This is a genomic window from Streptomyces lydicus, from assembly GCF_000717345.1.
In the GTDB taxonomy this organism is placed as follows: domain Bacteria; phylum Actinomycetota; class Actinomycetes; order Streptomycetales; family Streptomycetaceae; genus Streptomyces; species Streptomyces lydicus.
In genome coordinates this window covers 58,987-85,285 of the sequence record NZ_JNZA01000013.1, presented here as the reverse complement: position 1 = coordinate 85,285, position 26,299 = coordinate 58,987, and the positions used below count along the sequence as shown (strand labels likewise).

The window sequence follows — 26,299 nt, the reverse complement described above, 5'->3', positions numbered from 1 at the left end:
AATCACCGCAAAGTGTCGACCTGGAGGCGAGACACATGAGCGAGAAGACGAGTACACGCCCGGGAGCCGCCGGAAGGGCATCAACGGCCGGCCAGCCCACGGCCCTGCGGAATGTGGTGCTGGTCGGCCACAGCGGATCGGGTAAGACCACTCTGGTCGAGGCCCTGGCGCTGGCGTCCGGGGCGGTCAACCGCGCCGGCCGGGTCGAGGACGGCGGCTGCCTGTCGGACTACGACGAGATCGAACACCGCCAGCAACGCTCCGTACAGCTCTCCCTGGTCCCGGTGGACTGGGGCGGAGTCAAGATCAACATACTGGACACCCCCGGATACGCCGATTTCGTCGGGGAACTCAGGGCCGGTCTGCGCGCCGCGGACGCGGCCCTTTTCGTTGTCTCGGCGGCCGACGGCGTGGCCGGCGCGACCCGGATGGTCTGGGACGAATGCGCGGCCGTCGGCATGCCGCGTGCGCTGGTCGTCACGCACCTGGAGGCATCCCGCGCCGACTTCGACGAGATGACCGAGCTGTGCCGGACCACCTTCGGCGGTGAGAACCCGGACGCGGTCCTGCCGCTCTACCTCCCGCTGTACGGTACGGCGGGCGCCGACGGCCACTCCCCCGTACACGGCCTGATCGGCCTGCTCTCCCAACGGGTCTTCGACTACTCCTCCGGCGAACGCACCGAGCGTGCGCCCACCGCCGACGAGCTGCCGCAGATCGAGGAGGCGCGCAACCGCCTCATCGAGGGGATCATCGCCGAGAGCGAGGACGAGTCCCTGATGGACCGCTACCTCGCCGGCGAGGAGATCGACGTCAAGACCCTCATCGGGGACCTGGAGACGGCGGTCGCCCGCGGCACCTTCCACCCCGTACTGGCCGCCGCCCCCGCCCCCGACGGCTCCAAGCAGGGCCTCGGCACGGTCGAGCTGCTGGAGCTGATCACCGGCGGCTTCCCGACGCCGGCGGAGCGGGAGGCACCCGCGGTCACCACACCGGACGGCGCCCCCCGGCCGTCGCTGACCTGCGATCCGGCCGGCCCGCTCGCGGCCGAGGTGGTCAAGACCTCCTCCGACCCGTACGTGGGCCGGATCTCCCTGGTGCGGCTGTTCTCCGGGACGCTGCGGCCGGACGAGACGGTGCACGTCTCGGGCCACGGCCTCCAGGACCGCGGGCACGAGGACCACGACGTCGACGAGCGGGTGGGCGCGCTCTCGGTCCCGTTCGGCAAACAGCAGCGCCCGCTGTCCCAGGCGATCGCCGGTGATCTGGCGTGCGTGGCGAAGCTGTCCCGCGCCGAGACCGGCGACACCCTCTCCGACAAGGACGCCCCGCTCCTGATGGAGCCCTGGTCCATGCCCGACCCGCTGCTGCCGGTCGCCATCCAGGCGCACAGCAAGCCCGACGAGGACAAGCTCTCGCAGGGTCTGGCGCGCCTGGTCGCGGAGGACCCGACGATGCGCCTGGAACACAATCAGGACACCCATCAGGTGGTCCTGTGGTGCCTGGGCGAGGCACATGTCGACGTGGCGCTGGAGCGGCTGCGCAGCCGCTACGGCGTCCAGGTCGACACCGTCGCGCACAAGGTGGCGCTGCGGGAGACCTTCGGCGAGGCCGCCGCGGGGCGCGGACGCCACGTCAAACAGTCCGGCGGGCACGGCCAGTTCGCGATCTGCGAGATCGAGGTCGAACCGCTGCCCGGCGGCTCCGGCATCGAGTTCGTCGACAAGGTCGTGGGCGGCGCGGTGCCCCGGCAGTTCATCCCCTCCGTCGAGAAGGGTGTACGCGCCCAGGCCGCGCGCGGGGTCGCCGTCGGGCATCCGCTCGTCGACATCCGGGTCACGCTGCTCGACGGCAAGGCGCACTCGGTCGACTCCTCGGACGCCGCGTTCCAGATGGCGGGCGCGCTGGCGCTGCGCGAGGCGGCGGCCGAGGCCCGCATCGACCTCCTCGAACCGGTAAGCGAGGTCAGCGTGATGGTGCCGGACGACTTCGTCGGCCCGGTGATGAGCGACCTGTCGGGGCGCCGCGGCCGGGTCGTGGGCACCGAACAGTCGGGCGCGGGCCGCACCGTCGTACGGGCCGAGGTTCCCGAGATCGAGATCGGCCGGTACGCCGTCGATCTGCGCTCCCTCTCGCACGGCAGTGGACGCTTCTCCCGCGTCTACCTGCGGCACGAGCCGATGCCGCCGCAGCTGGCCGCGAAGTTCCGGGAAGAGGCGGAGAACGGCGCCTAGTCGACGCCCCGTCAGCCGCTGTCCGGCACAACTCCCTTGGGCCGGGCGGCGGCTGTACGCTGAGAGTCTTGTCGTGGAATCGCCGGTTCGTCGGCAGGTCACGAGGTCACGGGCCGCAACAGGTGTGCCGTCGGCGGAAGTCGGGAAGAGCCGCATCATCGGATGCGCGTGGTGTGGGGGGCGGTAGTGGCAGACGGCTTTGACTTCAGCCCGGGGGCGCAGGTTCCGCTCTCGGGGAGCGCCGGACAGACGGCGGCGACCCAGGCGCTGGCCTCGGCCGCCTACCGGGACAGCCTGCTGTCGGACATCACCAAAGCCGACTCCGACTCGGGCAAGTCCGAGATCAAGAAGCCCAAGCTGTCACTCTTCGAGCCCAACCTCGGCGAGGCGTTCTCCCGCGCCGTACAGGTGCGGATGCTCGGCGGCGGCCGCAAGCCGCTGATCCAGTCCTTCGGGACCGAGCCGCAGACCGTCGTCGAACACTGCCTGTCGGCCACCCGCATCCGCAAGCAGCGGGACATCAAACTGACCGTGCTGATGGTGCTGTTCGGCTTGATCTTCCTGCCCGGTGTGCTGCTGTGGCTGGGCGTCTTCCAACTGCGCAAGATGCTCTCCAAGAGCGACGGCACCAGCCTCTCGCTGCTCGGCGCGGTGCTGCTCACCGTGCTCGGCGGCCTCGCCCTGTTCTTCATGATCAAGCTGCCGATGAACGGCTTCTGGCCGATGTACGGCCGCGCGATGCTCGTCGCCCCGGTGATCGGCTGGTGGCTGGCCAAGCAGATCTGCGAACGGACCGCGGTGGCCATGCGGGAGTCCTGGAAGGGCCTGCTGGAGGGCGGCGGCGTGGCCGCGAAGATCCCCGAGGCGGTGCCGCAGGACCCGAACCAGACCGCCGCCGAGACCCTCCGGCAGAATCTCGCCAAAATCACCGCCGAGCAGAACAGCAACGTCGTCTTCTACGCCGGCCCCAAGGGGATACTCGGCATGGGCACCCGCTGGGGCAGCTGGCAGCTCGCCGAGGAGCTCACGCCCGCCCAGGAGGGCACGGAGATCAACCCGTTCCGCAGCTGGGACGTGATCCGGGTGATCCACGACCGGCTTCGGCTGCTGGAGCGCAGCCCGCTGCACACCGGAGGCTTCCCCACGCCCTCGGTACGCCACTGGATCGTCTCGCCGGTCGGCGAGAAGGCCGCCGCGGTCAGCCGCCCCGAGGGCTCCCACGTCGAGGCGTTCCAGATCCGCGGGCACGAGATAGAGCGGATCTGCAACGAGCAGCAGTTCGGCAGCGGCAACCGCCACTACCTCGGCGTGCAGTTCGTCCTCTGGGACGGCCAGCTGGTCATCACCCTGATGATCACCGTGACCGTGCTGCACGAGACGCTGCGCATCGAGGTGACCGGCCACGCCCTCGGGCCCGTCAACGGCCTGTTCACGACCAAGCCGGAGCCCAAGACCAAGGACGTCGCCAAGGTCATCAAGTTCTGGGAGACCAAGACCCAGCACCTGCCGCTGATCGAGGCGAAGGAGGTGGTCCGGCTGACCGCCCGCGCCCCGCTGACGTGGTTCCCGCCGGTGCTGGACTTCCTCGGCGGCAAGCTGACCCTCCCGGAGCCGTTCGGCCTGCGGCACGTCTGGGCCGACAAGCCCTGGCGGCACCGCTTCATGGCCGACGACGCGCTGCGCGCCGCGACCCCGGTGCTGCGCACGGTCCACGCCGCCGCGATGAGCGTCCTGGCGGACAACGGCGTGGACACCGAGCGCTTCACCAACCGCTCGCTGGTGCTCAGCGGCATGATCCAGGGCGTGGAGCCGCAGAAGGCCGACGAGTACAACGCGTAGCGGGCCTCGGGGCTAACGGAAGATGCCCGTGTGCCCCAGGGAGTACCGGCCGGGCTGCGGGTAGACCGCGAGACCGTGCGGGCCCTCGCCGACCGGGATCTTGGCGAGGGTCTTGCCGGTACGGGTGTCCAGCGCGTACACCTCCGAGTTGTAGCGGCCGGACAGCCACAGCACCTTGCCGTCGGTGGACAGACCGCCCATGTCGGGGCTGCCGCCGCCGCGGATGTGCCACTTGTCGACGAGCTTGCCGGTCTTGAAGTCGAGCAGGGAGATGGAGCCCTCGCCGCGGTTGGAGACGTACATGTACCGCGAGTCCCGGCTGACGTAGAGGCCGTGGGCGCCCTTGCCGGTCGGCATGAGCTTGGGCCGGTTGAAGGAGTCGCCGTTCATGACCCAGATCCCGTCGGCCATCATGTCGGCGATGTACCAGGTCTTGCCGTCCGGGGAGATCTTCACGTCCTGCGGCATCGCCCCGTCGAACGGCAGCTTCTCCTGGCCGATCACCTTCATCTTCTCGGTGTCGACCTTCAGCAGCTCACCGGAGAACTCGCAGGAGACGATGAAGTAGCGGCCGTCCGGGGAGAAGTCGGCGTGGTTGACGCCGGCGCAGCTGACCGGGAGGGTCTTGCGGATCTCCATGGTGTGCGGGTCGCGGAAGACCAGCTGACGGTCCATCGAGGCCATCACGACCGCGTACTTCCCGTTGGGCGTGAAGTACAGGTTGTAGGGGTCGTGGACCTTGACCGGCTCGCCGGCCTTGCCGGTGGCCGGGTCGATCGGGGTGAGGTCGTGCCCCCGGTTGTTGTTGACCCACAGCGTCTTCAGGTCCCAGGACGGCACGACGTGCTGCGGCTGCACGCCGACCGGAATGGTCTCGATGACCTTGTACGTCTTCGGGTCGATGACGCTGACCGTGTCGGAGCCGGTGTTGGGGACGTAGATCCGCGCGGGGTAGTCCTTGACCTGCGGTACGAGTCTGCCGGGCCGGTCCGCCGCGTACAGGTCGTGCTCGTCGAGCAGCGGCGGCATCCCCGGCAGGCCGGGTCTGGCCGCCTTGACCGGCGCCCGCTCGACCGGCCGCGGGCTCTGCGCGGCGGGCTTGGTCCCGCCGTCACCGCAGCCCGCCGCCAGCGCACAGGCCACCGCGAGCAGTGCGGCCGCCCGGTGACGGAAGACCGGCACCGTGGTGCGTCGCGTGGAATGGGAACGGTTCCGGTCAGCCATCAGGTCACTAGCTCCGTTGTCGTCACCGCGCGCAGACCGCGCCGGCGGAGGCCGTCGAGGATCGGGGGCAGCGCGGCCACCGTGCCGGCGTGCCCGAGGTGGAGGCTCACGACCGAGCCAGGCCCGACGGAGTCCAGCACCGTGCGCTGCACGGCCGGGGCGCCGGGGTCGTTCGCGTCGAGCGAGTCCACGTCGTAGGACAGGACGTGGGGATACCCGGCCTTACGGGCCAGCCCGGCCACCAGGTCCGTGGCCCGCCGGGTCTGCGAGGGGCGGAACCAGCTGCCGATGGTGCCGGTGAGCTTGCGCAGCCGGTCGGCGCACCCGGTGATCTCGGCGTACGCCTCGGCGGCCGGCAGGGCGTCGATGTTGCGGTGGTGCAGGGTGTGGTTGCCCAGTTCGTGGCCGCCGTCGAGGATCCGGCGGGCCATCGCGGGCTGCGCGTCGAGCCAGGTGCCGACGGCGAGCACGGTGACCCTGGCGCCGGCCCGCTCGGCCTCGGCCAGCAGGGCGGTCGCCAGCTTGGGGTCGCCCGCCCCGTGGAAGGTCAGCGCCACCGCCTTGCCGGTCCGCGGCCCGTGCTGGATCTGTACGGGCAGGCCCGGCGCTCGGGTGGGCGGCCGGGCGGCACGGACCGGGGCGGGCGGGACATGGCCCGCCCCGGACGGACGGGGGCCGGCGGACGGTACGGCTCCGGTGCCCTCGTCCCGGTGCGGGTCGCAGCCCGTCGCCAGCGCACCGGCGGCCGCGGCCGAGGCGGCCGCGCGCAGCACGGAGCGACGATCCAGTGAAGTCACCACCCCATTAGAGAGGCAACCCCTCCGAATCGGGGCGATCTATCCGATTTATCCGGTTTCGTGTCGTCCCGGACGGCGTCCGGGACGAACGGCCGGCGGTTACACGGGCCAGGCGGCGGCGAGCATCGCCCGGGTGTCGGCGAGGAGCTGGGGCAGCACCTTGGTGTGCCCGATCACCGGCATGAAATTGGTGTCACCGCCCCAGCGCGGGACGACGTGCTGGTGCAGATGAGCCGCGATCCCGGCGCCGGCGACGGTGCCCTGGTTCATCCCGATGTTGAAGCCGTGCGCCCCGGACGCGGTCCGCAGCGCGGTCATCGCCCGCTTGGTGAACTCGGCGAGCTCCAGGGTCTCCGGACCGTCCAGCTCGGTGTAGTCCGCGACGTGCCGGAACGGGACGACCATGAGGTGACCACCGTTGTACGGGTAGAGGTTCAGCACCGCGTAGACCCGCTCACCGCGCGCGATCACGAGGCCGTCCTCGTCCGACTTCTCGGGGATCGTGCAGAAGGGACAGCCGTCGTCGGCCCCCGGGCCGCTGGGCTTGTTCTCACCCTGGATGTAGGCCATCCGGTGGGGCGTCCACAGGCGCTGGAAGGCGTCCTGCGTGCCGACCCCGATCTGCTGCTCCGGCTCGCTTGTCATACGGGCCAGCATATGGCGTCGCCCCTCACCGGCGTGTCGTTGGGGCGAGGAGCGCGGGCGGCTCGGCGATGCTGTGCCGATGGACAGGCAACAGCGGCTGCGGAGGTGGGAGCAGACCGCCGAGCCGTACCTCTTCGTGGCGTCCCTGCTCTTCCTGACCTCCTACGCGGTCCGGGTCCTGGTCCCCGACCTCTCCCCCGGCTGGCACGCCTTCTGGGAGATCGTCACCGTCGCCAGCTGGGGCCTCTTCCTCGTCGAATACCTCTTCCGGCTGCTGCTCAGCGACGACCGCCGGCACTTCGTACGCACCCGCTGGCTGGACCTGATCGTGACCGCGCTGCCGCTGCTGCGGCCACTGCGGATCGTCGACATGCACGAGCGGATGCAGCGCCGCCGGGACCATCCCCGGCTCGGGCTGGAGACCCGGGTGATGACGTACGCCGGGCTGACCGCGCTGCTCCTGGGCTTCGCCGCCTCCCTGGCCGTCTACCACGACGAGCGCACCGCGCCGCACGCCACCATCCGCACCTTCGGCGACGCGGTCTGGTGGGCCGCCTCGACCCTGACGACGACCGGATACGGCGACGCCACCCCGGTCACCGGCCGCGGCCGGCTGGTCGGGGTGGGCCTGATGTTCGTCGGGGTGGCCCTGGTCGGAGCGGTGGTGGGCTCCTTCTCGTCCTGGCTGATGCGGCGCTTCCGCCAGGAGGGCGAGGCATGAGCAGGCCCCGGGGAGCGGGTCGCTCCCCGGGGCCGCACACTCACCGCACGGGCGGCGGGATCACACCTGGACGCGGCGCTCCACGACGTCCAGGATCTCGGCGATCGCCTCGTCGCGCGGGATGCCGTTCTTCTGCGAACCGTCGCGGTACCGGAAGGACACCGCCCCGGCCGCCATGTCCTCATCACCGGCGATGATCATGAACGGCACCTTGGCCTTCTGGGCGTTCCTGATCTTCTTCTGCATCCGGTCCGACGAGGAGTCCACCTCGACCCGCAGCCCCTTGGCCTTCGCCTGCGCGGCGAACTCCGCCAGGTACGGGACGTGCGCGTCACCGATCGGGATGCAGGTCGCCTGGACCGGCGCCAGCCACGCCGGGAAGGCGCCCGCGTAGTGCTCCAGCAGCACCGCGAAGAACCGCTCGATCGAGCCGAACAGCGCGCGGTGGATCATGACCGGGCGCTGCTTGGTGCCGTCCGCCGCGGTGTACTCCAGGTCGAACCGCTCGGGCAGGTTGAAGTCGAGCTGGACGGTGGACATCTGCCAGGTGCGGCCGATGGCGTCCTTGGTCTGGACCGAGATCTTCGGGCCGTAGAACGCGGCGCCGCCCGGGTCCGGGACCAGCGGCAGCCCCTGCTTCTCGGCCACCTTCCGCAGCGTCTCGGTGGCCTCCTCCCACGCCTCGTCCGAGCCGACGAACTTCTCCGGGTCCTTGGTGGACAGCTCCAGGTAGAAGTCGGTCAGACCGTAGTCGCGCAGCAGGTCCAGCACGAAGGTCAGCGTCGAGTCGAGCTCGTCCGCCATCTGCTCCTTGGTGCAGTAGATGTGCGCGTCGTCCTGGGTGAAGCCGCGGGCACGGGTCAGCCCGTGCACCACACCGGACTTCTCGTACCGGTACACGGTCCCGAACTCGAAGAGGCGCAGCGGGAGTTCACGGTACGAACGCCCCCGCGCATCGAAGATCAGGTTGTGCATGGGGCAGTTCATCGGCTTCAGGTAGTAGTCGATGCCCTCGTCGAGCTGCATGGGCGGGTACATGCCGTCGGCGTACCAGTCCAGGTGGCCCGACTTCTCGAAGAGCTTCCCCTTGGTGGCGTGCGGGGTGTAGACGAACTCGTAGCCCGACTCCTCGTGCCGCCGGCGGGAGTAGTCCTCCATGACCCTGCGGATCACGCCGCCCTTGGGGTGGAAGACCGCCAGACCCGAGCCGATGTCCTCGGGGATGGAGAAGAGGTCCAGCTCCGAACCCAGCTTGCGGTGGTCGCGCTTCTCGGCCTCGGCGAGGAACTCCAGGTACGCCTTCAGCTCGTCCTTGGTCGGCCAGGCGGTGCCGTAGATCCGCTGGAGCTGCTTGTTCTTCTCGCTGCCGCGCCAGTACGCGGCGGCCGAGCGCATCAGCTTGAACGCGGGGATCACGCGGGTGCTGGGCAGGTGGGGACCGCGGCAGAGGTCCTTCCAGCACAGGTCGCCGCTCTTGGCGTCGACGTTGTCGTAGATGGTCAGCTCGCCCGCGCCGACCTCGGCGGAGGCGCCCTCGGCGGCGTCCGCGGCGGAGCCCTTGAGGCCGATCAGCTCCAGCTTGTACGGCTCGGCCGCCAGCTCCTCGCGCGCCGCGTCGTCGCTCACCGGACGGCGCACGAACTTCTGCCCGCGCTTCTGGATCTCCTGCATCTTCTTCTCGATGCGCTTGAGATCGTCCGGGTGGAAGGGGGTCTCGACGTCGAAGTCGTAGTAGAAGCCGTCCTTGATGGGCGGGCCGATGCCGAGCTTCGCCTCCGGGAACAGCTCCTGCACGGCCTGCGCCATCACGTGCGCGGTGGAGTGCCGCAGGATGTTCAGGCCGTCCTCGGAAGTGATCTCGACGGGCTCGACGACCTCGCCGTCGGCGAGCTCGTACGCCAGGTCCTTCAGCTCCCCGGCCACCCGCGCGGCCACGACACTGCGCTCACCCTGGAAGAGGTCGGCGGCCGTAGTGCCCGTGGTCACCACGCGTTCTTCCCGCTCGGAATCGCGTTGGACGGTCACACGGACGTCTGACACCGGTCTCTCCTGACTCATGTCTCTTCACGGCAGCGATTGCTGCGCAGCCGAATCGTACCGAGCCGGTGCACCCGACCGCGAAACGGTTTGCCCGGCGCCCGGCTACTCCCCGTCCAGCGGCCCGCCGCACGCCTCCTCGAAGAAGTCGAGATTCTCCTGGAGCGACTTCATCAGCCGGTCCCGCTCCGCCTCGTCGACCTGGACGGGGGTGACGTCGTGGCCGCCGGTGATCCGCCGGAAACCGCCGCGGCTCTCCAGCCGCCCGCTGACCCGTATCGGCAGTCCGACCAGGTGCGCGTGCCAGGCGATACGGTAGTCCTCCTCTCCCAGCGCGACCCGTACCTGCACCACGTCCGCCCCGGTGATCACGCGGAGCCGCACCGCTCCCGGGCCGCCCGGCCGCTCCCTGCGCAGCCGTACGACCGCCCCGGTCACCCGCACCGGCAGCGACGGCTCGTCGCGGACGTAGCGGCGGGCCGCCTGCTCCAGCGCGGGAAGATCGCCGGGCGAGAACTCGACCGGCTCGGGACGCGCCGGGCAGCCGGCCGGGGCGCCCGCCGCCGGTGACCACCCGACGGCGATCCGCACCCCCTCCGCGTCCCGCACCAGTGCGATCAGCGCCTGCACCAGCTCGTAGCAGACGCCCAGCTCGACGGCCGCGTCGAACGCCTCCATGCCGCCGGTGGCGCGCTGGTAGTCGGTGGCGTCGCGGGCCGCGTGCAGGGCCCGCTGGAGTCCGGCGACCGCGCCGCGCCCGCCGCGCACCGGGACGAACGCGGTCAGCCGCCGCCCGGCCGCGGCCGGGCCGACCAGCACCTCGGCCAGGAACCGCTCGGCCTGCCGTTTGTGCCGGGCCCCGTAGTAGCCGGCCCGGCCGTACGTCCCCAGCGCCCCGGCGACCAGCATCGAGCGGGCCGCGCCGCGCAGCTGCTCCTGCGCCACCCAGTGCGCCGCCCCCGCGCCGCCGTCGGGCACCGCACGCTCCCAGCACACCTCGTCGCTGGGCACCGACAGCCCCATCAGCACCTCGCGGGCCGAGGGCGCGGCGCTCCGGGCGAGCGCCGCCAGCGCCTCGGCGAGCAGCTCCGCGCTGTCGGAGAAGCGGCGGTCGTGCGGCACCAGCAGGCTGGTGCCGCCGGTGCCGCCGGGCGGCGTCCACCGGGCGTAGTGGCCGGCGGCCCCGCCCCGGCGGCGCCAGCCGTGCCGGGCGAGCAGCGCGCCGAGCACCGCCGGGTCGAGCCGCGCGGGATCCAGCAGCCGCGCGTCGGGTTGATCGGTCGGCCGGTACATCAGGGTCTCCCTCCCGCCCCGACGCGGGTCATGATCTCGCAGAGCGCTCGGTCGTCGAAGATCCGCGTGGTCGGGATCCGCACAGTGGTCCTGCGCCGGCCGGTCACCGGATGGCCGGCCAGGTTGATCCAGTAGCAGCAGTGCCGCAGTTCGAGACGGTCGTGGGAGGCCCGCAGCCAGCCGTCCTGGGTCCGCGGCACGAGCATCACGACCAGGATCTTGTGCACCGATACGGGCGTACGGGCCAGCTTCACCAGATGGTCGTTGTCGAGCGTGAAGGCGAACGTGGGCCCCGGCGGGCGCGGGGCGGTCTGGTAGGTGCATTTGAGCTGCACCTTGATGGTCACCTCGTCGTCGACGGTGTGGCCGGGCGCGCCATGGCTGACGTGCCAGTCGATTCCGTTGTCCGGGAAGGGCTGCGCCAGCGAGCATCCGGAGGCGGCGGCGACCGCGTGGAGATAGCCCACCTGCAGGGTCTCCATACAGGCAGTGGTGGCGAGTCCGCCGCGCTGCGGGGTGGTGCGCTGGGGAAGCAGCCCACCCGGTTCGGGCTGCGCGAGCGTCATCGCGGAGCTGCCTTCCGGGCCGTGCCGTGCAGTACGTAGGGCTGACGGGGAGGCGGCGGATCGCGCGGCCCGTCACCTTGGTTGTCTCCCCGTCAAGTGCTCCGCAAACAAGGACGGTTCGACCACCGCACCGGCCGGGTATCACCAGCTCGGATGATGTGCTGTGTCATCCCCCGTACGGCCGGGAGGAGTTGGGATGATGCCGTGCTGGTATGACGGACCACTTGCCGCCTTCGACACCGAGACGACGGGCATCGACGTCGAGCATGACCGCATCGTCTCCGCCGCCCTGGTGGTCCAGGAGACGCCGCGTTCGGCGCCGCGCACCACCCGCTGGCTGATCAACCCCGGCGTGGAGATACCGGAAGCCGCGACGGCCGTGCACGGCCTGACGGCCGACCACCTCGCGCTGAACGGCCGCTGGCCGGCGCCGGTGGTGGAGGAGGTCGCGCGCGCCCTGGCCGCCCAGTCGGTCGCCGGGCGGCCGCTGGTGGTGATGAACGCCCCGTTCGATCTGACCCTGCTGGACCGCGAGTTGAAGCGGCACCGCGCCCGCTCGCTCGACGCCTATCTGGGCGCGCATTCGCTGTGCGTCCTCGATCCCCGGGTGCTGGACAAGCACCTGGACCGCTACCGCAAGGGCCGTCGTACGCTCACCGATCTGTGTGCGCACTACGAGGTCGAGCTGACCGACGCCCACGAGGCGGCGGCCGACGCGCTCGCCGCGCTGCGGGTCGTCCGGGCGCTGGGGCACCGCTTCGCCGAGCGCCTGGAAGGGCTGCACCCGGCGGAGCTGCACACCCGCCAGGCGGTGTGGCACGCGGCCCAGGCGCGCGGACTCCAGGCGTGGTTCGCCCGCAGCGGCAACCCGGAATCGGTCGATCCGCATTGGCCGCTGCGCCCCGAACTCCCGGCCGCAGCCTGATTACGCATCAGAATTCGGCAGGTTCCCGCAAAGAGACCGCGCGAATTCCCACGCAACGGATCTCAACGCGGCAGAACTTCACACCCACCCCGCACCGCGGACCGACATTCCAACAAAATGAACCGGGCCGCCTATTGGCGGCCCGGTTCTTGATCCCGGTGGGCGATACTGGGTTCGAACCAGTGACCTCTTCGGTGTGAACGAAGCGCTCTCCCACTGAGCTAATCGCCCGGGCGTCGGCGAGGTTTCCCTCGCGAACGAGCAGAACAATACAGGCCGCCCGGGGCTTCCATCAAATTCCTGTCATCCGCGGGCCAGCCAGGCCGCGAGACCGCGCCGCCCGGCCCGCATCATCAGTGCGTGGTTGGCCTGGAACAGCGGCCGCCCCACGAGGGCGAACCGCCGCAGCAGCGGCCGGCGGACCTCGACCTCCTGATCGAAAACGGCCCGGGTGCCGCCGGCGCCGGGCAGCACCGTCCAGCGCGCCCACCCCTCCAGGTCCCCGCGCATCGACATCTCCAGCACCCCCGCCCCCGGGTCCCGCACCCGCTCGGTCGCCACCACCTTCAGGTCGTACGGCAGCAGCGAGCGGAACCGCGCGGTGCCGCTGGCCCCGTCGAGCGGGGTCACCTCGCGGACCTGCGGCCACCACCGGGGGTAGGACTCGGCCCGCTCCAGGACGGCGTAGACGACGGCCGGCGAGGCGTCGAGCAGCCAGACGCTGCGGAAGCGGTAGCGGTGCAGTCGGTGCGACCAGTCGGACATGATCCCAGTGTGCGCCCCGGAACCGCGCGCGCACCCAACAACTGCGACGGCCCGGAGACTTGAAGTCTCCGGGCCGTCGTCCGGGGTGGGCGATACTGGGTTCGAACCAGTGACCTCTTCGGTGTGAACGAAGCGCTCTCCCACTGAGCTAATCGCCCGGGCGCACCGCCAACATTACCCCACGTCGGCGGGCACTTGTGACCAGGCCGGGGAGGCCCTCACTCGGAGATGTTCCAGGGCATCGCGAAGCCGAACTTGCCCACGTACACCGCGAGCAGTGCCGCGATGATCACCAGGCCGGCGGTGATCAGGATGATGTTGCGGCGCCGCACCTTCGGGTCGAGCGCCTTCCGGGTGGCTTCGGTGACCTTCCGCTTGGCCCAGCGGAGCACCAGCTGCGCCCAGACGAATTCGGTCGCCCAGATGGCCATGCCGGCGAAGATCACCAGCCAGCCGGGGCCCGGCAGCGGGAGCATGATCACGCCGCCCACGACCACCGCGAGCCCGACGACGAAGACACCGACCTGCCAGCTGAGGTGCAGCGGCCGGGAGCGCCTGACGAAGTGCGGCGCCCGCGAGCCGAGGGGTTGCTCCGGTGGCACGGCTTCCTCCTCGACGACTGCCGACCCCCCGTTACTCTGCGTATTCATGTCATCAAACTTACCGGACGGGACGGGTCCGCGGAATTACCGACGGGGACGATCCCGCAATCCGCCGTAAGAGGTACCTGAAGCCACCCAAAACCGTCAGAGGGGTTTACAACGGCACCGTAGGTGGCATGTCGATTTCGCCGACGTGCGAATCCCCGAGCGCACACTGAGCGAAAGGCCCTGGCGCTTATGAACACCACGGTCAGCTGCGAGCTGCACCTGCGCCTCGTTGTGTCGAGCGAGTCCTCACTGCCTGTACCCGCGGGCCTGCGGTATGACACGGCCGATCCCTATGCCGTGCATGCCACCTTCCACACCGGAGCCGAGGAGACCGTCGAATGGGTTTTTGCCCGCGACCTCCTCGCCGAGGGCCTGCACCGGCCCACGGGCACCGGAGACGTCCGCGTATGGCCGTCCCGGAGCCACGGACAGGGCGTTGTCTGCATCGCCCTGAGCTCCCCGGAAGGCGAGGCCCTGCTGGAGGCGCCCGCACGGGCCCTCGAGTCGTTCCTCAAAAGGACCGATGCTGCCGTACCGCCCGGTACGGAGCACCGGCACTTCGATCTCGACACCGAGCTCTCCCACATCCTCGCGGAGAGCTGAGACGCAGCACGGTTACCGAAAGCACCCACCCGCTCACGCTTGCGACCGTCCGACTCGGGGAGACGGCGCAGGACCGACAAGTTCATACGGCACACTTCGGCGCCGTCGCCGCGGGCCCACCGCGGAGACGGCGCCGCAGCTTGTTCGAAGCGCTAGAGTCGGCGACCATTCGGCAACCACACCGGGGGCGGTAACCGTCCGGCCCCACCCTGCCAGGGAGCGGAACCGTGCTGATCACCCATGACACCCGGTGCGCGCTGAATGCGGTCGTCGATCTGCTGAACACCGCGCCGGAGGGCGAGGCGCCCGGCGCGCCGGACAGCCTGACCGACCTCGCCGCCCTCGGGGACTTCGTGCGGCGCAACGACGTCAGCGGTGTGGGGGCGCTCGGCGCCGGGGACCTGGCCGCCGTCCGGTCGGTACGCGCGCGGTTCGCGCAGGTCTTCGCGGCCGAGGACGAGCGCACCGCGGCCACCCTGCTCAACGCCCTGGTCGCCTCGGCGGGCACCACCCCGCAGCTGACGGACCACGACGGCTACGACTGGCACGTCCACTACTTCGCCCCGGGTGCCTCCGTCGCCGACCACCTGGCCGCGGACGGCGGGATGGCGCTGGCGTTCATCGTCGTCGCCGGGGAGCGCGAACGGCTGCGGCGCTGTGAGGCACCGGACTGCCGGCACGCCTTCGTCGACCTCTCGCGCAACCGCTCGCGGCGCTACTGCGACAGCCGCACCTGCGGGAACCGGCTGCATGTCGCGGCCTACCGGGCACGGCGGCGCGAGGCCGCCAGCTGAGGGCCTGTTTGTGCCGGGCGACGGCGCAGTGCACCGGGCTCACAGGATGAAGAGGTCGTGTACGGCACCGAGCAGAAGCAGAAAGCCGATCACGGCGAGGAAGAGCATCAACGGCGGCTGGGACAGCGCGAACAGGCAACCGCGTGGTTCGGGGGACGGGGCGTCGTCTTGGGCGAGGGCGCACTCATCGTTCATCTCGCGCGCATCATGGCGCAGATGATCGTCTGAGTACGCCCGATCAGCGCCTCAGCGGCGGTAGTTCATCAGATCCCGTGCTTTTTCAGGATCGCTTCGATGTCCGAGAAGTCATCCTTGGGTGCACTCTCCTTGCCCTGCCGGGCCTTCCCCCCGGCAGCGCGCTCCACCTCGCGTCCGGCGCCGAGGGACGGCACGGAGGCGGCCGGTGCCACCGCGTCCGGCCCCGCGGCCGCCGCGGCCTTGCGCTCCTTGCGGCCACCGAGGCCCCGGCGGCGCTCCACCCGCCTGGTGATCATGAACAGCAGGAACGAGAGCGCCAGCACACCGAAGCCGGCCCACACCGTGGGCTTGAAGACGATATTGGTGACCCAGTCGATGACGCCGGTCATCACCAGGCCGATGGGGATGAGGGAGTAGGCGGCGATGCGGGTCGCGGCCAGGAAACGCTTGCGGTACGCCGTCAGCGCGGCGATGGCCAGGCCCGCTGCCGACACCGCGGCGCAGACGGTCGAGGTCAGCATCCGGTCCTCCTGCCGGTGGATGGGCGAGCAGGCGGCGCTCTGCTCCCCTCCATCCTGCCCTGCCCGGCCCCGCCCGGGCCACGTTCCGGCGCAGGGTCGGGGACATCTCCGGGTCATCTCCGGGTCGCGGTCCTCCGCAGGTCCCGGTTCGGGTACCGGGCCACCGGCTGGGAGACTGGCCCCATGAACGACGCCACCTCCGCACCCGCCCTCCCCCAAGCTCTCGACGTTGCTCGAGCAGGGGGTGCCCCCATCGTCCTCGACGTGTGGTGTGAACTCCAGTGCCCGGACTGCCACGCCGCCCTGGACGACCTGCGGGCGCTGCGCGAGCGGTACGGCGACCGGCTGGACATCCGGCTGCGCCACTTCCCCCTGGCGAAGCACAAGCACGCCTACGCCGCCGCTCAGGCCGCCGAGGAGGCCATGGAGCAGGGCCAGGGCTGGCCGTTCGCCGAGGCCGTGCTGGCGCGCACCGAGGAGCTCGGCAAGCGCGGCGAGAAGCTGCTGCTGGACGTCGCCGGCGAGCTGGGGCTGGACGCCGAGGAGCTGGACACCGCGCTGATCGACGGACGGCACCTGCTGACCGTCGACGCGGACGAGGCCGAGGGCAAGGCGATCGGGGTGTCCGGCACCCCGACGTATGTGATCGGCGGCGAGCGGCTGGACGGCGGCAAGAGCCAGGAGGGGTTGCGCGCCCGCATCGAGGAGATCGCCGACCGGCTGCTGGCCGAGCAGGGCTGAGCCGCTCAGCGCTGCTGCGCGCGGCAGCCCGCCGGCCCGTTCACAGGATGGGCTTCCACAGCAGGTACCCGGTGGGCCGGTAGCCCAGCGAGTCGTAGAGGGCGCGGGCCGGCGCGTTGCCCGCGTAGACGTTCAGGCCGAGGCTGGTGCGGCCCGCGGCGAGGCTCTCGCGCTCGGCGATCAGCATCAGGGTGCGCCCGTGCCCGTGCCCGCGGTGGCCGGGTGCCACCCGTACGTCGACGACATAGCCGCCGGGCTGCTCCGGCATCCGCAGCGCGACCCAGACGCTGCCGACGTCCGCGCCGTCGTGCACGAGGACGCGCAGCACCTGGTGAGGCGTCTCCGCGCCGTCCGGCAGCAGCGCGCGGTGGCCCGCCACAGCCGCCTCCTCGGCACGTGCGGGAGCCATGCCCTGACCGGTCTGCGTACGGATGTGCTCGGCGAGCGCGGCGTCCCGCCAGGCCGGGTACTCGGCCTCGCCGAGCGGCCGGTCGCTGCTGCGCGCGGGCAGGCGGGGCGGCCCGGCACCGCCGTCGAGGGGCTTGCTCATCGTCCGGCTGCGCTCGGTGTAACCCAGCGCGGCGGCGAGCCGCAGCGCCGCCTCGGCCTCGGCCGGCACGGTCACCTCGATCTGCCGGCAGCCCCAGCCGCGCAGTACTTCCTCGGCGGCGAGCGCGGCGACGGTGGCGCGGCCGCGGTGCCGGTCCGGCGGTTCGATGCTCAGGCTCACGATCCGGCCCGCCGTCGGCCCGAAGCGGGCATCGGTCGCAAGCCGGACCCCGCCGACCCGGCGGCTGTTGACGCAGACGTCGAACCGACGGGCCCGGGTGCCGTCGTCCTGTCGTTCTTCCGGTCCCGCGGGGCGCAGCGTTGTGGTCACGAGGACTTTCTACTCGCCCCGACGCGGGCCCGTCATCACCGCGGATCGAAGTCGGCGGCGGACTGCTGGTCGAAGATCCGCATGGCCTCGGCGGTCACCGGGCCCGGCCCGTCGGCCAGTTGACGTCCGTCGATCCGGGTGACGGCCTGGACGTCGCGCAGGGTCGAGGTCAGGAAGATCTCCTCGGCGCGCTCCAGCGCGTCCAGCGGCAGATCGGTCTCCTTGGCGCCGGCCCAGGAGACGGTCAGCGCGCGGGTGATGCCGGCCAGACAGCCGGAGTGCAGCGGCGGGGTGTGCAGCTCGCCGTCCAGGACGACGAAGACGTTGGAACCGGTGCCTTCGCAGAGCGCGCCGACGGTGTTGGCGAACAGCGCCTCGGAGGCACCGTGTTCGCGGGCCCGGGCCAGGGCGACGACGTTCTCGCCGTACGAGGTGGTCTTCAGGCCGGCCAGCGCGCCGCGTTCGTTGCGGGTCCAGGGGACGGTGACGGCGGCGGTGGTGTCGGGGCGGCGCTCGGTCGCGGACAGCGCGATGACCAGCGTGGGGCCGGCCTCACCGCGGTCCGAGCCGAGCGGGGAGACACCGCCGGTGTAGGTGATCCGCAGCCGGCCGAGCGGCATCGGGTGGGCGTCGAGGACGGCGGCGCAGCCGCGGCGTACCTCGTCGAGGTCGGGCTCGGGCAGGCCGAGCCCGCGGGCGGAGGTGCCCAGGCGCTCCAGGTGGCGGGTGAGGGCGAAGGCCCGCCCGTGGTCGGCCTTGATGGTCTCGAAGACCCCGTCGCCGACGGTCAGCCCGTGGTCGAAGACCGAGACCCGGGCGCTCTCGGCGTCCTGCAGTGCCCCGTCGAGCCAGATCTTCATCGTTTTCCTCCACTCGCCTCGAACCGTCCCGACGCTACCGCGAGCAGTCGGCTCGCCTTCAACTCGGTCTCCGCCCACTCCCGCTCGGGGTCGGAGTCCCAGATGATCCCGGCGCCGGCGCCGAAGCGCAGCACCGGTCCCCCGGGTGGGGTGCGGTCGATCCAGAAGGTCCGGATGCCGACCGCGAGCTCGCCGGTGCGGCGGTCGGCGTCGACCCAGCCGATCCCTCCGCAGTACGGGCCGCGGGGCGCGGTCTCCAGCTCGTCGATGATCCGCAGCGCGCTGGACTTGGGGGCGCCGGTGACCGAGCCGGGCGGGAAGGTGGCGTCCAGCAGGTCCGCCCAGGCGGTCTTCTCGTTGGCCTCGGCCAGCTCGCCGCGGACGGTGGAGACGAGGTGGACCAGGCCGGGGTGCGTCTCGACGGCGCACAGTGCCGGCACGGTGACCGTGCCGGTGGCGCAGACCCGGCCGAGGTCGTTGCGGACCAGGTCGACGATCATCACGTTCTCCGCCCGGTCCTTCGCCGACAGGTCGGCCGCGGTCCGGCCGGTCCCCTTGATGGGGCCGGAGGCGACGGTCGTGCCGTCGCGCCGCAGATACAGCTCCGGGGAGGCGCTGGCGATCTCCACGCCGTGGCCGGGCAGCCGGATCGTGCCCGCGTGCGGGGCCGGGTTGCCGCGGGCCAGCACCGCGGACAGGGCGTCCACGTCGGCGCGGGCGGGGTCGGGCAGCGGCGCGGTCAGCACCCGGCAGAGGTTCACCTGGTAGACGTCGCCGGCCGCGATGTGTTCACGGACCCGCCGTACGCCGCCGGTATACGCCTCGCGGTCCAGGGAGCTGGTCCAGGCGCCGGGCTCCGGGCCCCGCCAGCCGTCGGGGGCGGGCTCGTCCGCCGCCGTGGCGGGCCGTACGTCGCCGAAGCGGGCGCAGACCACCGAGCCCTCGAAGTCGGCGGCCACCGCCCACCAGCCCGTGGAGTCCAGGGCCGCGGGATCGCTGGTCACATCCCGCAGGTCGGTGGCTATCAGGCCGCCGAAGCGGGCCATCGGAGCGAAGTCGTGCACGTCAGCGAGTCTATGGCGGCGGCCCCGGACCCGCCTGTGCCGAGCGAGCAGCGCAGCACGCTGCACAAACGCGTTTTTGTACTGGCCCCGGAATCCGCTAGAGTTCAACACGTCGCCGGGACGCGGAAGCGCCCCGGAGGCCAAGTAGCTCCCGGACGTAGTCTGGGAGAGACACCTGCGGACGTAGCTCAGTTGGTAGAGCACCACCTTGCCAAGGTGGATGTCGCGAGTTCGAGTCTCGTCGTCCGCTCGATGTGGGGGATCTTCCCGAACCCCCTCACTCCTGGTGGAGTGGCCGAGAGGCGAGGCAACGGCCTGCAAAGCCGTCTACACGGGTTCAAATCCCGTCTCCACCTCCAAGGACGATTAGCTCAGCGGGAGAGCGCTTCCCTGACACGGAAGAGGTCACTGGTTCAATCCCAGTATCGTCCACTGGTCCGGCTTCACCGGGCCCCCGCGCGATTAGCTCAGCGGGAGAGCGCTTCCCTGACACGGAAGAGGTCACTGGTTCAATCCCAGTATCGCGCACGCAGCTGCGGATCTTCGTGATCCGCGGCCCCGAGGACGATTAGCTCAGCGGGAGAGCGCTTCCCTGACACGGAAGAGGTCACTGGTTCAATCCCAGTATCGTCCACACTCACGCCAGAGGGCCGGAGCACATCGCTCCGGCCCTCTGGCTTTGTGCGGCTCTTCCGTCAGGAGGAGAACAGCATGTGACCGAAGCTGCGGTGGTGATGACCGTGGTGCCCATGGTGACCATGGTGGCCCTGGTGCGGGGCGCCCCAGGCCGGAGCGGCGGGGTACGCCTGCGGGGCGGGCGGCGGCGGTGCCTGCTGGACCCACTGCGCCTCCAGGCGGGTCAGGGACTCCAGCTCCCCGTAGTCCAGGAAGATCCCCCGGCAGCCCGCGCACTGCTCGATCTGGACGCCATTGCGGTTGTACGTGTGCATCGGTGCATGACACTTGGGGCACTGCATCGTCGGCTCAACTCCTGTCACATTCGGTGCTGCTCACTACGGCGCCGCCGGAACGGACCCCCGGCGGCGAGGTGTTCACCCTACGTCGGGGCCGGGCGGCCCCAACTGCTGCGGTAGGGAAGTCATCCGGGCGCAGGCGTCGACGACCGCGGACTCGACCCCGTCCAGGGGACGCGACCCGGCAGCGGCCTTGGCGACGGCGAGCGCGGCGGTCTGCACGGTCAGGGCGCGGGCGGGAACCTCCAGGTCGGGCCAGGGATCGCCGTCCGGGGGCACCGCGCGGCCACCGGCGGCGCCGTAGGCGGCCAGGAAGCGCGTCCAGATGTCCGGGGCGAGCAGGCCGGTGGCGAACCAGGCGGCGGGCCGGGCCAGGTCCCAGGCGCCGTCGCCCAGGCCCAGGTCGTCGACGTCGATCAGGAGCCAGGGGCCTTCGGCGGCCGGATGGCGGACGAGCTGGCCCAGGTGCAGATCGCCGTGGCAGAGGGTGCCGGCGCGGGGCGGCGGGGCGGCACCCCGGGCCCAGGACGGCAGCCCGGACCAGGCGCGTTCGATCACGGCGGCGGCCGCGCGGAGGTGCCCGGGGGCGGCCGTGGAGGCGGCACCCCGGGGGCCGGGCACGTCGGCGGTGTCCAGGGCGCCGCGCATACGGGCCAGTGCGCGGGCGGCCTTGGCGGGGCCGCGCATCGGCGGGAGGGGCCCGGGGAGTTGGCCCGCATCGACGGCGTGCAGCCGGGCCAGCAGACGGGCGGCGTCCTCCCAGGGCGCGGCGTCGGGATCATCGGGCGGGACCGGGCTGCCGTACGGCCAGCGGCTGAGGGCGCGGCCGTCCTCGGTGAGGGTGAGGAAGCCCTCGGGGGCGGTGACCGGCAGGGGCGGCAGGAGGATGCCGTGCAGCAGCGGGTGGGCGGCGATCCGGAGGCGGGCGGCGAGCTCCCGCGGATCGGCGTCGTGGGCGTGGGCCTTGGCGACCGTACGGCCGCTGCGGACGACCGTGCCGTCGGGGCGGTCGGCGAGCACCGCGGGGGCCGGGGCGCCGGCGGGTGCGTGCGCCGCGGCCAGGGCGGAGAGGGCGGCCAGCGGGCCGGGCGACGGCGCGGTCATGGTGTCCCCTCCCCCGGGTGCGGCGCGGGCGGGTGCGCCGCTGACGGTCCTGCGGGCCCGAGCGGCCCGATCCGGGATCGTACGCGCCCTGCGGGGCGGCGGGACCCGGTGACCGGCCGGGAACGCTCGAAGGCCGGGCATCTCCCCAGATGCCCGGCCGTTCGTGCCGTCCGCCGCACCCCCGTCCCCACGGGGTATTCAGCCGGAGTCCCCGTCCCGGGCCGCTCTCCCGGGCCCGGGGCGCCGCTCAGCGCCCCAGCAATCCGACCACGGACGACGCCTGTGTGATGACGGCTTCCCAGCCGCCGAAGACCACGGCGAGAACGATCGCCAGCGGCAGCACCATCGCCACTGCGACCAGGGGATGGCGGGTTCCCGAGGACTGGTGGCCGCCGAGCACTGAGGCGAACCTGCGCCCCTGCACCCGAAGGGCCGTCCGTCCTGAGATCCGATCCATCGTCCCGCTCCCGTCGTGTTCGGAGCGGCGGGCGTCTGACCTCGGGGGACGAGTGCTGCGCCCGCCGCTTGAGAACAACCCTAGGCACGCGGCGGGCGACGGGCGTCATGCCGTCGTATCGATTGGTCGGCCTCCAGGAGGATGACGCCACTGTGTCTCGCGTACTCCCCTGGGTGGAGAGAGGGCACCGGGTACCTGGGGACATCCCCCAGGGGAACCGGCGCGGCCGTGGCCCCACGGGCCGTCGCGGGCGCCCTCGCCATGACCTCGGCGTGACCTCGCTCACTTCGGCCACTCCCCCGAGCGCGGCCGCCCCCGTCCCGCGGCGCGCCGTCCCCGCCGCCCCGGGGCGCGCCCGCGGCAGGGCACCGGCATCACCGGACGTCCCGGTCCGTCACCTTTCATGGCGCCAATCCCCCTTCTGTGCCGGAACATTGGGATGTCGCACAGGAAGTCGGGCCGTACCGCGGCCGATTCCCTCCCACACCGCGAGGATCGCACCCGCCACTGACAATCCGGTCGCCGACGCATGCGCGGCCTCTCAGCACAGTGAGCCGTCAATCCGTAAGCTGTGCCACGTCAGACGGTTGGGCAGCGGAGGGGCCTCCCCCCGCAGGTAGGGGACGGACATGGCGATGATGCGGCTCCGACGCGAGGACCCGCGTGTCGTCGGGACGTTCCGGCTGCACCGCCGGCTCGGCGCGGGCGGGATGGGCGTGGTCTACCTCGGCTCGGACAAGCGCGGGCAGCGGGTGGCGCTGAAGGTGATCCGGCCGGACCTGGCGGAGGATCAGGAGTTCCGCTCGCGGTTCGCCCGCGAGGTGTCGGCGGCCCGGCGGATCCGCGGCGGCTGCACGGCCCGGCTGGTGGCCGCGGACCTCGACGCGGACCGTCCCTGGTTCGCCACGCAGTACGTCCCCGGGCCCTCGCTGCACGACAAGGTCAACGAGGAAGGCCCGCTGTCCCCGGCGCAGGTCGCCTCCATCGGGGCCGCGCTGTCCGAGGGACTGCTGGCCGTCCACGACGCGGGCGTGGTGCACCGCGATTTGAAGCCGTCCAACATCCTGCTGTCCCCCAAGGGACCTCGGATCATCGACTTCGGCATCGCCTGGGCGACCGGCGCCAGCACGCTGACCCACGTCGGTACGGCCGTCGGCTCGCCGGGCTTCCTGGCGCCGGAGCAGGTGCGCGGCGCCGCCGTGACACCGGCGACCGACATCTTCGCGCTGGGCGCCACCCTCGCGTACGCCTGCACCGCGGACTCGCCCTTCGGACAGGGCAGTTCGGAGGTCATGCTCTACCGGGTCGTCCACGAGGAGGCGCATCTCGACGGGGTGCCGGACGCGCTGGCGCCGCTGCTCGCGTCCTGTCTGGCGAAGGATCCGGCGGACCGCCCCAGCACCCTGTCGCTGTCGCTGCGGCTCAAGGAGATCGCGGCCCGTGAGGCGCACGGTCTGTCGGGCGGCCCCCTGGAGAACGGCACCGGTGGCGGGGCCGGCTGGGCGCGCGCGGAGCGCCGTCCGTCGGAGCGGCCGACCGGGCGGCGGGCCGAGGAGTACGCCCGTCAGCGCACCGAGCGGCGGACGGCCGGCTCGTCGGCGCCGCGTTCGCACCCGTCCCGGCCGGCGGTGCCGCGGGACGCGGCGGCCCGGCCGGCCGGCCCGGCGTCGGGTACGGGGAAGAACCCGCGGACCGGCGGGCGGAGCACCGGGCGGGTCCCGGCCTCGCGGCCGACGGGGCGAAACGGTTCTCGTACCCCGGTGCGCACGGCTTCGGGCGGCCGGCGGCCGGGCCCCGACCGGCGGCTGCTGCGCCAGCGGATCATCGTGTTCGTCGTGGTGACGCTGCTGGTGGCGCTCGGTATCGCGGCGGCGCAAGGCTGCCAGGGGCCCGCCCGCGGACTGGGGACGGAGCGGGCGGTGCCGATCGCGTCGTCCGGATCCGCTTCGTCGGGAACCGCGGAGTCGGCCGGGAGCGCGGGGTCAGCCGGGAGCACCGAGGGGCCCTAGGTACGGGCGGGTCTTGCGAGTCTTACGGGGTGGAGGGGGCCTGGGGGACGGTGGCCCCCGGAGGAAGGGTCCCGGGGGCGGCGGGCCCTACGGGGTGGGGGAACAGAATCCCTAGGGGGTGCGAGGGCCCCCTTCGGGGCCTCAACGGGGCGGTGGGGGGCGGTTATTCCCGCCGGAGGGGCGGCTTTGCCGCCCCATCAGCCCTCGCCGCCCCCTGGCCCCACCTGGCTAGGAAGCCCCCGTGGGGCGGCCGGTGGCCACCGCGTAGAAGGCCACTGCGGCGGCGGCGCCCACGTTGAGGGAGTCGACGCCGTGGGCCATCGGGATACGGACCCACTCGTCGGCGGCGCGCAGGGCACCGGTGGAGAGGCCGCCGCCCTCCGCGCCCAGCATCAGGGCCGCCCGCTCCAGGGTGTGCGGGGCGGCCTCGTCGATGGTGGTCGCCTTCTCGGCGGGGGTGAGGGCGAGCAGCTTGAAGCCAGCCTCCCGTACGGCGGACAGGTCCCGGGGCCAGCTCTCCAGGCGGGCGTAGGGCACGGAGAACACCGCGCCCATCGAGACCTTCACCGAGCGGCGGTAGAGCGGATCCGCGCAGTCCGGGGAGAGCAGCACCGCGTCCATGCCCAGCGCCGCCGCGCTGCGGAAGATCGCGCCGATGTTGGTGTGGTCGTTGACTGCTTCCATGACCACGATGCGGCGGGTGCCGGCGAGGAGTTCGGCGGCCGGCGGCAGCGGCTTGCGCTGCATGGAGGCGAGCGCGCCGCGGTGCACGTGATAGCCCGTCACCCGCTCGGCGAGGTCCGGGCTGACCGCGTAGACCGGGGCCGGGACCTCGTCGATGACGTCGCGCATCACATCGACCCACTTCGAGGAGAGCAGCATCGAGCGCATCTCGTAGCCGGCGTGCCGGGCGCGCCGGATGACCTTCTCGCCCTCGGCGATGAAGAGTCCTTCGGCGGGCTCGCGCCGGCGCCGCAGTTCGACGTCGGTCAGGCCGGTGTAGTCGGCCAGCCGCGGGTCGGCCGGGTCGTCGACGGTGATGATTTCTGCCACGGGGAGATAGTGCCTTGTCGGTGTCGAGGTTCCAATGCCGCCTACCCGATCGGCTACTTGTCGGTAGGGGCGGCGGCGACGGTGACGACGTCGCCGATGACGATGACCGCGGGCGGCCGCACGCCCTCGGCCCGTACCGTCTCGCCGAGCGTCGCGAGGGTGGCGTCGACCCGGCGCTGGGCGGCCGTGGTGCCCTCCTGGACGACGGCGGCCGGGGTGCCGGCGGGGCGGCCGTGCTCGATGAGCTTGGCGGCGATGGCACCGCTGTTCTCCACACCCATCAGAACGACGAGGGTGCCGCGCAGCTTGGCGAGCGCGGCCCAGTCGACCAGCGAGCGCTCGTCCTCGGGGGCGACGTGGCCGCTGACCACGGTGAACTCGTGGGCGACGCCGCGGTGGGTGACGGGGATGCCGGCGGCGCCGGGGACCGAGATGGTGCTGGAGATGCCGGGCACGACCGTGCAGGGAATGCCGGCCTCGGCGAGCGCCTGCGCCTCCTCCATGCCGCGGCCGAAGACGAACGGGTCGCCGCCCTTGAGACGGACCACGGCCTTGCCGGCCTTGGCGTGCTCGATCAGCGCGTTGTTGATGGCCTCCTGGGCCATGAACCGGCCGTAGGGGATCTTCGCCGCGTCGATGACCTCGACGTGCGGCGGGAGTTCGGCGAGCAGATCGCGGGGGCCGAGCCGGTCGGCGATGACGACGTCCGCCTCGGCGAGCAGCCGGCGGCCGCGGACGGTGATCAGGTCCGGGTCGCCGGGGCCGCCGCCGACCAGGGCCACGCCGGGGGTGTGCGGGCGGCGGTGGTGCGGGGCGGCGATGCTGCCGTCGCGCAGGCCCTCGACGATGGCGTCGCGTACCGCGGCCGAGCGGCGCGGGTCGCGGCCGGTGAGCACGGCGACGGTGACGCCCTCGCTGCGGCCGGTGGCCGGGGTCCAGGCGGTGGCGGCCTCGGCGTCGTCGGCGCGTACGCACCACACCCGGCGGTCCTCGGCCTCCTGGGAGGCGGCGGTGTTGGCCTCCGGGTCGTCGGTGGAGATCAGCGCGTACCAGGCGCCGTCGAGGTCACCGGAGCGGTAGCGGCGGCGCTCCCAGCGGACCTCGCCGGCGTCCGCCATCGCCTCGACGGACGGGGTGGCGGACGGGGAGATGAGGAGGACGTCCGCACCTGCGGCGACGAGCGAGGGGAGGCGGCGCTGGGCGACCTGCCCGGCTCCCAGGACGACCACCCGGCGGCCGGACAGCCGCAGTCCGACGGGGTAGGCGGCGTGTTCGGCGGCGTGCTCGGCCATGGCGGTGTGGCTCCTTGTGCGAATGGTGCGGGTTCGAGACCGGCTCAGTCGCT

Annotated in this window: 26 protein-coding genes and 7 tRNA genes; 14 read left to right on the top strand and 19 right to left on the bottom strand. The window is 72.1% G+C overall.

Annotated features, from left to right (window positions below; translation table 11 throughout):
* Positions 1 to 35: 35 nt before the first annotated feature.
* A complete protein-coding gene (locus OO62_RS14595; RefSeq protein ID WP_033267815.1) occupies positions 36 to 2,234 on the top strand; it encodes an elongation factor G-like protein EF-G2 in 2,199 nt (732 codons plus the stop codon).
* Positions 2,235 to 2,396: 162 nt separating this feature from the next.
* Positions 2,397 to 4,073 carry a hypothetical protein gene (locus OO62_RS14590; protein WP_051733191.1) on the top strand — a complete coding sequence of 559 codons (1,677 nt, stop codon included), beginning with the start codon at positions 2,397 to 2,399 and terminating at the stop codon, positions 4,071 to 4,073.
* A 12-nt stretch (positions 4,074 to 4,085) separates the two neighbouring features.
* Here the strand turns inward: OO62_RS14590 and OO62_RS14585 are convergent, their stop codons facing one another.
* The 3 genes from OO62_RS14585 to OO62_RS14575 all read right to left on the bottom strand — a co-directional run bounded on the left by OO62_RS14585 (position 4,086) and on the right by OO62_RS14575 (position 6,751).
* Entirely contained in the window at positions 4,086 to 5,297 is a 1,212-nt protein-coding gene (locus tag OO62_RS14585) for a YncE family protein (protein WP_051733190.1), read from the bottom strand.
* Complete coding sequence (locus OO62_RS14580) at positions 5,297 to 6,094, bottom strand: polysaccharide deacetylase family protein (RefSeq protein WP_228332407.1); 798 nt, start codon at positions 6,092 to 6,094, stop codon at positions 5,297 to 5,299. Before OO62_RS14580 ends, OO62_RS14585 begins: the two co-directional genes overlap by 1 nt.
* A 99-nt stretch (positions 6,095 to 6,193) precedes the next feature.
* Positions 6,194 to 6,751, bottom strand: a complete 558-nt coding sequence (locus OO62_RS14575) for an HIT family protein (RefSeq protein ID WP_033267813.1) — start codon at positions 6,749 to 6,751, stop codon at positions 6,194 to 6,196.
* 67 nt (positions 6,752 to 6,818) lie between these two features.
* On the opposite strand from OO62_RS14575, the gene OO62_RS14570 reads away from it, so the two are divergent.
* Positions 6,819 to 7,460: a potassium channel family protein gene (locus OO62_RS14570; RefSeq protein ID WP_033267812.1), complete on the top strand. Its 642-nt coding sequence runs from the start codon at positions 6,819 to 6,821 to the stop codon at positions 7,458 to 7,460.
* Between the two features lie 60 nt (positions 7,461 to 7,520).
* Here the strand turns inward: OO62_RS14570 and thrS are convergent, their stop codons facing one another.
* The 3 genes from thrS to OO62_RS14555 form a co-directional block, all read right to left on the bottom strand.
* Entirely contained in the window at positions 7,521 to 9,500 is a 1,980-nt protein-coding gene (thrS, locus tag OO62_RS14565) for a threonine--tRNA ligase (RefSeq protein ID WP_033267811.1), read from the bottom strand.
* Between the two features lie 102 nt (positions 9,501 to 9,602).
* The gene (locus OO62_RS14560; RefSeq protein ID WP_033267810.1) at positions 9,603 to 10,790 is read right to left on the bottom strand and encodes a hypothetical protein; all 1,188 of its coding nucleotides are present in this window, start codon (positions 10,788 to 10,790) and stop codon (positions 9,603 to 9,605) included.
* Positions 10,790 to 11,356, bottom strand: coding sequence for a DUF4365 domain-containing protein (locus OO62_RS14555; protein WP_033267809.1), 567 nt, complete (start codon positions 11,354 to 11,356; stop codon positions 10,790 to 10,792). The genes OO62_RS14560 and OO62_RS14555 overlap by 1 nt, the downstream gene beginning before the upstream one ends.
* 199 nt (positions 11,357 to 11,555) lie before the next feature.
* Between OO62_RS14555 and OO62_RS14550 the strand changes: the two genes are divergently transcribed.
* On the top strand, positions 11,556 to 12,281 hold the full coding sequence (locus OO62_RS14550; protein ID WP_033267912.1) for an exonuclease domain-containing protein: 726 nt from the start codon (positions 11,556 to 11,558) through the stop codon (positions 12,279 to 12,281).
* Between the two features lie 159 nt (positions 12,282 to 12,440).
* Here the strand turns inward: OO62_RS14550 and OO62_RS14545 are convergent.
* The 4 genes from OO62_RS14545 to OO62_RS14530 all read right to left on the bottom strand — a co-directional run bounded on the left by OO62_RS14545 (position 12,441) and on the right by OO62_RS14530 (position 13,696).
* Positions 12,441 to 12,512: transfer RNA gene (locus tag OO62_RS14545), tRNA-Val, on the bottom strand.
* 72 nt (positions 12,513 to 12,584) lie between these two features.
* Positions 12,585 to 13,046, bottom strand: a complete 462-nt coding sequence (locus OO62_RS14540; protein WP_033267808.1) for an SRPBCC family protein — start codon at positions 13,044 to 13,046, stop codon at positions 12,585 to 12,587.
* A gap of 86 nt (positions 13,047 to 13,132) precedes the next feature.
* Positions 13,133 to 13,204 (bottom strand) — tRNA-Val (locus tag OO62_RS14535).
* A gap of 60 nt (positions 13,205 to 13,264) precedes the next feature.
* Complete coding sequence (locus OO62_RS14530) at positions 13,265 to 13,696, bottom strand: TIGR02611 family protein (RefSeq protein ID WP_033267807.1); 432 nt, start codon at positions 13,694 to 13,696, stop codon at positions 13,265 to 13,267.
* Positions 13,697 to 13,885: 189 nt separating this feature from the next.
* Between OO62_RS14530 and OO62_RS14525 the strand changes: the two genes are divergently transcribed.
* The 3 genes from OO62_RS14525 (at position 13,886) to OO62_RS39955 (ending at position 15,321) form a co-directional block, all read left to right on the top strand.
* Positions 13,886 to 14,299 (top strand): SsgA family sporulation/cell division regulator, encoded by a 414-nt coding sequence (locus OO62_RS14525; protein WP_003959770.1) that lies wholly within the window; start codon positions 13,886 to 13,888, stop codon positions 14,297 to 14,299.
* A 227-nt stretch (positions 14,300 to 14,526) separates the two neighbouring features.
* Positions 14,527 to 15,093: a CGNR zinc finger domain-containing protein gene (locus tag OO62_RS14520; protein ID WP_033267806.1), complete on the top strand. Its 567-nt coding sequence runs from the start codon at positions 14,527 to 14,529 to the stop codon at positions 15,091 to 15,093.
* A gap of 57 nt (positions 15,094 to 15,150) precedes the next feature.
* On the top strand, positions 15,151 to 15,321 hold the full coding sequence (locus tag OO62_RS39955) for a hypothetical protein (protein ID WP_164993290.1): 171 nt from the start codon (positions 15,151 to 15,153) through the stop codon (positions 15,319 to 15,321).
* 35 nt (positions 15,322 to 15,356) lie between these two features.
* Here the strand turns inward: OO62_RS39955 and OO62_RS14515 are convergent, their stop codons facing one another.
* Positions 15,357 to 15,812 (bottom strand): hypothetical protein, encoded by a 456-nt coding sequence (locus tag OO62_RS14515; protein ID WP_033267805.1) that lies wholly within the window; start codon positions 15,810 to 15,812, stop codon positions 15,357 to 15,359.
* Positions 15,813 to 15,995: 183 nt separating this feature from the next.
* Here OO62_RS14515 and OO62_RS14510 point away from each other — a divergent pair, with 183 nt between their 5' ends.
* Positions 15,996 to 16,553 (top strand): DsbA family protein, encoded by a 558-nt coding sequence (locus OO62_RS14510; RefSeq protein WP_033267804.1) that lies wholly within the window; start codon positions 15,996 to 15,998, stop codon positions 16,551 to 16,553.
* 40 nt (positions 16,554 to 16,593) lie between these two features.
* Here the strand turns inward: OO62_RS14510 and OO62_RS14505 are convergent, their stop codons facing one another.
* The 3 genes from OO62_RS14505 to OO62_RS14495 are packed head-to-tail and all read right to left on the bottom strand — an operon-like array spanning position 16,594 to position 19,357.
* Positions 16,594 to 17,433, bottom strand: coding sequence for a GNAT family N-acetyltransferase (locus OO62_RS14505; RefSeq protein ID WP_033267803.1), 840 nt, complete (start codon positions 17,431 to 17,433; stop codon positions 16,594 to 16,596).
* A gap of 35 nt (positions 17,434 to 17,468) precedes the next feature.
* Positions 17,469 to 18,293 (bottom strand): aminotransferase class IV, encoded by an 825-nt coding sequence (locus tag OO62_RS14500; protein WP_033267802.1) that lies wholly within the window; start codon positions 18,291 to 18,293, stop codon positions 17,469 to 17,471.
* Entirely contained in the window at positions 18,290 to 19,357 is a 1,068-nt protein-coding gene (locus tag OO62_RS14495) for a chorismate-binding protein (protein WP_033267801.1), read from the bottom strand. The genes OO62_RS14500 and OO62_RS14495 overlap by 4 nt, the downstream gene beginning before the upstream one ends.
* 177 nt (positions 19,358 to 19,534) lie before the next feature.
* On the opposite strand from OO62_RS14495, the gene OO62_RS14490 reads away from it, so the two are divergent.
* From OO62_RS14490 to OO62_RS14470, 5 genes are all read left to right on the top strand, one after another.
* A tRNA-Gly gene (locus OO62_RS14490) sits at positions 19,535 to 19,607 on the top strand.
* A gap of 35 nt (positions 19,608 to 19,642) precedes the next feature.
* Positions 19,643 to 19,716 (top strand) — tRNA-Cys (locus OO62_RS14485).
* Between the two features lies 1 nt (position 19,717).
* Positions 19,718 to 19,789, top strand: a tRNA-Val gene (locus tag OO62_RS14480).
* Positions 19,790 to 19,813: 24 nt separating this feature from the next.
* A tRNA-Val gene (locus OO62_RS14475) sits at positions 19,814 to 19,885 on the top strand.
* 34 nt (positions 19,886 to 19,919) lie between these two features.
* Positions 19,920 to 19,991: transfer RNA gene (locus OO62_RS14470), tRNA-Val, on the top strand.
* Positions 19,992 to 20,052: 61 nt separating this feature from the next.
* Here OO62_RS14470 and OO62_RS14465 read toward each other — a convergent pair.
* The 3 genes from OO62_RS14465 to OO62_RS14455 form a co-directional block, all read right to left on the bottom strand.
* Positions 20,053 to 20,334: a TFIIB-type zinc ribbon-containing protein gene (locus OO62_RS14465; protein ID WP_077191962.1), complete on the bottom strand. Its 282-nt coding sequence runs from the start codon at positions 20,332 to 20,334 to the stop codon at positions 20,053 to 20,055.
* A 75-nt stretch (positions 20,335 to 20,409) separates the two neighbouring features.
* Complete coding sequence (locus OO62_RS14460) at positions 20,410 to 21,435, bottom strand: phosphotransferase family protein (RefSeq protein WP_033267799.1); 1,026 nt, start codon at positions 21,433 to 21,435, stop codon at positions 20,410 to 20,412.
* A 247-nt stretch (positions 21,436 to 21,682) separates the two neighbouring features.
* Positions 21,683 to 21,892 carry a hypothetical protein gene (locus OO62_RS14455; protein WP_033267798.1) on the bottom strand — a complete coding sequence of 70 codons (210 nt, stop codon included), beginning with the start codon at positions 21,890 to 21,892 and terminating at the stop codon, positions 21,683 to 21,685.
* A 629-nt stretch (positions 21,893 to 22,521) separates the two neighbouring features.
* On the opposite strand from OO62_RS14455, the gene OO62_RS14450 reads away from it, so the two are divergent.
* Positions 22,522 to 23,901, top strand: a complete 1,380-nt coding sequence (locus tag OO62_RS14450; RefSeq protein WP_033267797.1) for a serine/threonine-protein kinase — start codon at positions 22,522 to 22,524, stop codon at positions 23,899 to 23,901.
* Between the two features lie 228 nt (positions 23,902 to 24,129).
* Here the strand turns inward: OO62_RS14450 and OO62_RS14445 are convergent, their stop codons facing one another.
* The gene (locus OO62_RS14445) at positions 24,130 to 24,954 is read right to left on the bottom strand and encodes a TrmH family RNA methyltransferase (protein WP_033267796.1); all 825 of its coding nucleotides are present in this window, start codon (positions 24,952 to 24,954) and stop codon (positions 24,130 to 24,132) included.
* A gap of 53 nt (positions 24,955 to 25,007) precedes the next feature.
* The gene (gene cobA, locus OO62_RS14440; protein WP_033267795.1) at positions 25,008 to 26,246 is read right to left on the bottom strand and encodes a uroporphyrinogen-III C-methyltransferase; all 1,239 of its coding nucleotides are present in this window, start codon (positions 26,244 to 26,246) and stop codon (positions 25,008 to 25,010) included.
* Positions 26,247 to 26,299 lie beyond the last annotated feature (53 nt).

Excerpts from the sequence above, each read along its gene's own strand:
- OO62_RS14555 (WP_033267809.1), bottom strand. The coding sequence starts at position 11,356 with ATGACGCTCGCGCAGCCCGAACCGGGTGGGCTGCTTCCCCAGCGCACC.
- OO62_RS14510 (WP_033267804.1), top strand. The coding sequence starts at position 15,996 with ATGAACGACGCCACCTCCGCACCCGCCCTCCCCCAAGCTCTCGACGTT.
- OO62_RS14500 (WP_033267802.1), bottom strand. The coding sequence starts at position 18,293 with ATGAAGATCTGGCTCGACGGGGCACTGCAGGACGCCGAGAGCGCCCGG.
- OO62_RS14450 (WP_033267797.1), top strand. The coding sequence starts at position 22,522 with ATGGCGATGATGCGGCTCCGACGCGAGGACCCGCGTGTCGTCGGGACG.
- OO62_RS14515 (WP_033267805.1), bottom strand. The coding sequence starts at position 15,812 with ATGCTGACCTCGACCGTCTGCGCCGCGGTGTCGGCAGCGGGCCTGGCC.
- OO62_RS14570 (WP_033267812.1), top strand. The coding sequence starts at position 6,819 with ATGGACAGGCAACAGCGGCTGCGGAGGTGGGAGCAGACCGCCGAGCCG.
- OO62_RS14560 (WP_033267810.1), bottom strand. The coding sequence starts at position 10,790 with ATGTACCGGCCGACCGATCAACCCGACGCGCGGCTGCTGGATCCCGCG.
- OO62_RS14595 (WP_033267815.1), top strand. The coding sequence starts at position 36 with ATGAGCGAGAAGACGAGTACACGCCCGGGAGCCGCCGGAAGGGCATCA.
- OO62_RS14540 (WP_033267808.1), bottom strand. The coding sequence starts at position 13,046 with ATGTCCGACTGGTCGCACCGACTGCACCGCTACCGCTTCCGCAGCGTC.
- OO62_RS14530 (WP_033267807.1), bottom strand. The coding sequence starts at position 13,696 with ATGAATACGCAGAGTAACGGGGGGTCGGCAGTCGTCGAGGAGGAAGCC.
- OO62_RS14585 (WP_051733190.1), bottom strand. The coding sequence starts at position 5,297 with ATGGCTGACCGGAACCGTTCCCATTCCACGCGACGCACCACGGTGCCG.
- OO62_RS14550 (WP_033267912.1), top strand. The coding sequence starts at position 11,556 with ATGCCGTGCTGGTATGACGGACCACTTGCCGCCTTCGACACCGAGACG.
- OO62_RS14575 (WP_033267813.1), bottom strand. The coding sequence starts at position 6,751 with ATGCTGGCCCGTATGACAAGCGAGCCGGAGCAGCAGATCGGGGTCGGC.
- OO62_RS14525 (WP_003959770.1), top strand. The coding sequence starts at position 13,886 with ATGAACACCACGGTCAGCTGCGAGCTGCACCTGCGCCTCGTTGTGTCG.
- cobA (WP_033267795.1), bottom strand. The coding sequence starts at position 26,246 with ATGGCCGAGCACGCCGCCGAACACGCCGCCTACCCCGTCGGACTGCGG.
- OO62_RS14590 (WP_051733191.1), top strand. The coding sequence starts at position 2,397 with ATGCGCGTGGTGTGGGGGGCGGTAGTGGCAGACGGCTTTGACTTCAGC.
- OO62_RS14455 (WP_033267798.1), bottom strand. The coding sequence starts at position 21,892 with ATGGATCGGATCTCAGGACGGACGGCCCTTCGGGTGCAGGGGCGCAGG.
- OO62_RS14460 (WP_033267799.1), bottom strand. The coding sequence starts at position 21,435 with ATGACCGCGCCGTCGCCCGGCCCGCTGGCCGCCCTCTCCGCCCTGGCC.
- OO62_RS14465 (WP_077191962.1), bottom strand. The coding sequence starts at position 20,334 with ATGCAGTGCCCCAAGTGTCATGCACCGATGCACACGTACAACCGCAAT.